At 38.6% G+C, this 5,133-nt stretch carries 2 protein-coding genes; both read left to right on the forward strand.

Annotation, left to right across the window (positions count from 1 at the left end):
- Window positions 1-4,338, forward strand: a 4,338-nt coding sequence (locus A9G36_RS10050; protein ID WP_065585222.1) for a toxin VasX, incomplete at its 5' end; no start/stop codon positions are given.
- Window positions 4,339-4,378: 40 nt separating this feature from the next.
- Complete coding sequence (locus A9G36_RS00060) at window positions 4,379-5,041, forward strand: hypothetical protein (protein ID WP_065585223.1); 663 nt, start codon at window positions 4,379-4,381, stop codon at window positions 5,039-5,041.
- Window positions 5,042-5,133 lie beyond the last annotated feature (92 nt).

Genomic DNA, 5,133 nt, shown 5'->3' on the forward strand with positions numbered 1-5,133 from the left:
ATGTTATCCCTAACAGACCGAGAGCCAGAAGAAGCGCTAACCCATTTTAAATATGCTTATCGAACCTTAAGAGAAGGTTATGTCTATCTATTATTACAAAAAAATAAATCGGTAAAAGAATGGCAAGGTACTAACCTAGACCTGTTAAAAGTGAGTGTATTTGAAGTGACCAATTCAGGTGCTTTTCGCTTAAGAGAGTTTAGAAACGTCAAAGGTTCACGCCCCAAAGCGCTACCAACATCGTGTATTGAAGAAGGGCATCAATTTAAAGCGAAATTTATCACAATAGACAATAAAATTTATGACAAAGCGTGGGTAGCCTACAGTTCTTACCGTTGGGATAAAAAAACGGTTGAATATTATCGTCAAAACGAAGACAAACGCAAACAGCGTTTTACTGAAATTGATTTAACCCAAACCAAACCAGAAGAGATGGCGGCATCTCAAAAACGCAGTTTTTCATTTAACGACTTTATGCATACAGGCACACAAGAACGTTACTTGCTTGAACTTGAATGCAGCGATAAAGAAGTACTTGACTATTTTGATAAAGAACAACAAACGGCATATCAAAAATCATTAAAAGCAAAAACAACGGCACTAAATACCTCAGCCAATAAAGAGATAGGCAAAGGGGTGTTTTATGCCCAAAAAGTGAATTTAGACGATTTAATTAACAACACCACTGAAGAAGTACTGCGTCATTTTAGCACCTTATTTTGCACGGCTAGCCATTTTAACTCATTAAGAAAAGCGGTCGGTGGCGTGCATAAAGAATTTGAACAAACCATAAACAGCTATCGAAGTGAAGCACGAGAGCATTCAAATTACAAAACCGATGAAATTGGGGTCATACTGGTGGAAGACAGCTTTGGACTAGCCGAAGAGCTTTCAGTCCAACGCAGACAGCTATTAGCGCCGATAGTCAATGGATTAGCGGGTCGCAGTCAAGAACAGGTGATTGCTTTACAAAAAAGATTAAGCGCAAATTTGGGTAAAACCACCGAGAAAATTATTCTTGAAGGTAAAGACGAAATAGGCAACGATATCGACCCTGATATCATCAAATCGTTTTATGCTGAAAATATTTTAGATCTCAGTTATAACCAGCAGTATAAAGAGATTAATAGCACCCCTAACTATTTACGATTTAGCACCCCGCCTCAGGGTTGGTTAGAGCATAAATCTGAGGGCAACGTACGTACAAAAGTAGCTGCAAATTTAGCCGGTCCACGAACCAAAGCAATTCAAAATTATTTTAGCAAGCAACAATCACAAGCAAACAATGATAGACCTTTTCTTTACTTTAAACCCGAAACAAGCTATGCCCGTAATCAATATAACAGCATAGAAAGTTATAAAGATATCTTAAAAATAAATCATCAACCCACCGAGGCATCGGAATGTATTTTATTTGCGTTTTATAAAGATTCAGTAAATAAAGATGAATTAACGCTCAGAAAAAGAAGGGCGGCAATAGATGAGCTAAAAAATCACTATAACCCAAACATGAGACCCAACACCGGTACACCAGACCAGATTTACCTTGATGAAATTACCGTGTTAGATGTTATTGGTGAGCGTGAATTTGCCGCAGAAAATGGCTTACCGTTAAATGGCGTAGCTTATGAAGCAGCCATGAGCTTAACAGCCAAGTATTTTTATTTTAGGTACCTAAGTAATAAAGGGGTTGGATATTCAACCAACAATCCGCCATTAGGCGATTATCAACGAGTTAAGATTAGCGCTGAGCAAAAACAGAAAATCTTAGCGCTTTATAAACAAAATAGCGATAGCCCTATCCATGGTGATGACTATGATGTTGTTGTTGTCAGGTACCCCAATGCTAAAAATATCCTTGCCGAATGGCGAAGGGATGAAGCTTGGAGTAAAAAAGAATCCAAACGGTTAAACGAAGCTTCTTATAGTCAATACCACGCATTAAATAAAACACTGTACCAAAATTTAGTTACCTATGTGGAAAAGGTCTCTAACGATTACTTCAATTATGTGTTATGGCTATTTGGTGAAAAAAACACCCTGCCATTTTGGTTAGACGAATGTGCCCCAGATACCTCAGACCGGCATCTAAATGCTTTATCAAGTTTACATATTATTTTAGATAATGATTTTATTGGCAGTCTTTATTTAGACAAACAAGCGGAGTTATGGACACTATTAATAAATAATGAAACGAGTATTTATCATCATTTCATTGAGGGCAAAGAAGGAAGCTATACCCTATTTAATGTTGCCTCTGGTAATGTGAGCGAAGCTGACAAACAACTAACGGCCGAAGTAAAAGCGATATTAGCAAAAAATGACACAAATAGTGAAGCACAAACAGCCGAGGTTGCCAACCCGCTATCGGGCATAAAAACGGTGTTAGATTTAGCCGACCCGATAATGAACTTAAAAATTAAAGAAAATGTCACCGTAGGGGCTTACTTAACTGAAGAGCTGGTTAAGCTCTCAATGACCAACATAGTCAAAACGTTATCCCACAATTCAACTTACAAGCTAAATACTGCCATTGCTGACAAGCACCTAATCCAAGCAATGAATATGTTTACCACCGCAACGCATAAACAATACACCGTAAAGGTACCGGTAAGTAATTTGCAGGCATTTTTAGACACCTTAGGCAATAGCGCCAAAGTGGTCTTCCCAACGGAGCGAGGCGGCAAACTTGTTACCTCAGCAGGGAAAAAAATTCAAGGTCGTTATTTTGCAACCCAAGAAAAATTTGTTTTAAAAAGTCTAGACATTAAAAAAGCACAAGGACAACACGTAGAGCTTAATTTACTCATGACCTTTGGTTGTGATGCACAGCGGCTCAACTTTGAAAGCACCATGACCACCAGTCAGGGCACAGCCAAAGTAGAAAAGTTTAAAGAAGCCCATGTAATTAGTTATGATGAATTGCAATCAGCTAAATTGAAAGCAGAAAGCCAGTGGCGAAGTACTGTATTAGACACCTCAGCGACGGGTATTGTTAATGTATTGACGTTAGCTTATCAGCATATTCAAATTAAGAATTTACAGGAAAAACTGAGCACACTAACCGATTCAGTCTTAATTGATAAAGTATCAAAAGCCTTATTTAGGACTTATTTAGATATAGCCCTAACGGCATCTGAAGCGGCAATCTCCGGCATCAAACTGGCGGCTCTTTTTGGTGAACGTAACGAAAGCTTATTAAAAGTACTCAATAAGCTAGGTAAAGCAGGGAACTTTGTTGGCGCAGCAGGTAAAGTATTGGCATTGGTGGATAGCTTAAATGATATCTGTCGTGCCAATAAAGCATTAGCCCGGGGTGATGTTGGCGCCGTTAGTTTTATGGTCAGTTCTTGTATTGGTTTTGCAATAGCCGGATTGGGGTTATCGTTTGCGTTGTCTGGACCATGGGGGCTGGTTTTAGTTTTAGCGCCATTTATTCTTAATTTTCTATTTGGCACTTACGACGACGGCAGCCAATGGGACGAAATGGACAAATGGATAAACCGCTCCATATTTGGCAACCTAGCTCGCAATGACTTATACCCACCTTACCCCATTAGTGATACGGGCAACTACCTATCCGAGCAAGATTTTTATTTGGCATCCCGAAAAGGACTTTGCCAAACCGCCCACCATGAAGTGAATGCAAGCGATTTGGGGAAAGAAGGTCAACAAAATCTAAAAAATAGTGCGCCCACTAAAGTCACGGGAATCGTTTGGGGAACCGATGACCAACGTGAAGTGGTAGAGGCAATAAATAAAACCTCAAACAGTAAATTGTACAATTTAAGCTTAGTGATGCAACTTCCTGATTTTGTTAAGAATAAGGCGGTGTTTGAAGGAACAATCACCATCCGCCATCGTGGTGAACCACAAGAGACCATATTAGCAGTAAGTGATGGTGAAGAGGCATTAAGTATTAAACCGATACAATACAATACAGCCTATTTTAAACTGGTTAATGAAAATATGATAAGGAACGAAGAATTAGAATATTATGATTACTTTAAAGCTAACCCCAAAGAATTGGGGAATACGGTTAAAAATTGGTATGCCATGCAGCAAGTGATGGGTATCGATATTAAAACATCGCAGGAAAAAGCGGCAACACCAGCAGACAGCGCCACCACAGAGGTTACAACGACCAAGCCAAAAGCGCCGAATATCGGTTTATTTATGATAAACCAACTAGTAGGGCGGGTAACTGGTCAGTTTGAAGTGATTTGCACCGTTCAATATTGGCCAACGGGGAAAGTGGATGAACAGGGTAAAAAAGTGTTTCCATACTTACTGTCATACCAATATACAGCTGATACGAGCCATAAGCGGAAGCAGTGACAGAATCGATTAACAAATTTTAACCAACAGGTAATAACTGATGAAAACACAAATCAAAAAAATCTTAATATTAGGTAGTAGTTTACTGATGTTATCGTTACTGACAGGGTGCGATTTTACCGATTATAAAACGCGAATTCAAAGAGAAAACGATATTAATAACCCAACAGGAAATAAATCAGTTTGTTTGGCAGTGGGGGATTTAACTGAGGATATGTATCCTTATACTATAAAATATATGCCTGGTTATCATAAAGATTTACATTATCGTGACCCAATTTATGTTAATCATAAATTAAATAAACGATTAGCCCTCTATGCTAAAGAGGGATTATTTACCGAAGAGCTGGTTGGTCATGACGGCGATAAGCCCCTGTACCGTTACGATTTAACAGAGGAAGGGCGTAAATACGTAGATTGGTGGGGAGGCACTAACTTCTGCTTTGGTCGGGTTGTGGTTGAGAAAGTTACGGGAGTTGACGACCAATTACAAGGTCAGCGGGTGATCATTTTTACCTACCATTTAGAAAATGTGCCAAATTGGATAAAAAATAAGGATATTTATAGCTTATATAAAGGTTATGGCGGTTTAGAGAAAGCCGTATTGGGTGAAAGACCTGTTAAAGGTGCGCATAACTATAGTATTTCTTCTGATGGAAGATTAAGCTTAATAAGGGCTAGAAGTGGTAGTTATATTTTATAAAATTATTTTAATTCATTAGATTACTGTTAAGTTTAAGATTTGCGGGGTAAAAAAGTGTTTCCATACTTACTGTCATACCAATATACAGCTGA

Source organism: Gilliamella sp. Choc6-1 (assembly GCF_001690385.1).
GTDB lineage: Bacteria > Pseudomonadota > Gammaproteobacteria > Enterobacterales > Orbaceae > Gilliamella > Gilliamella apicola_A.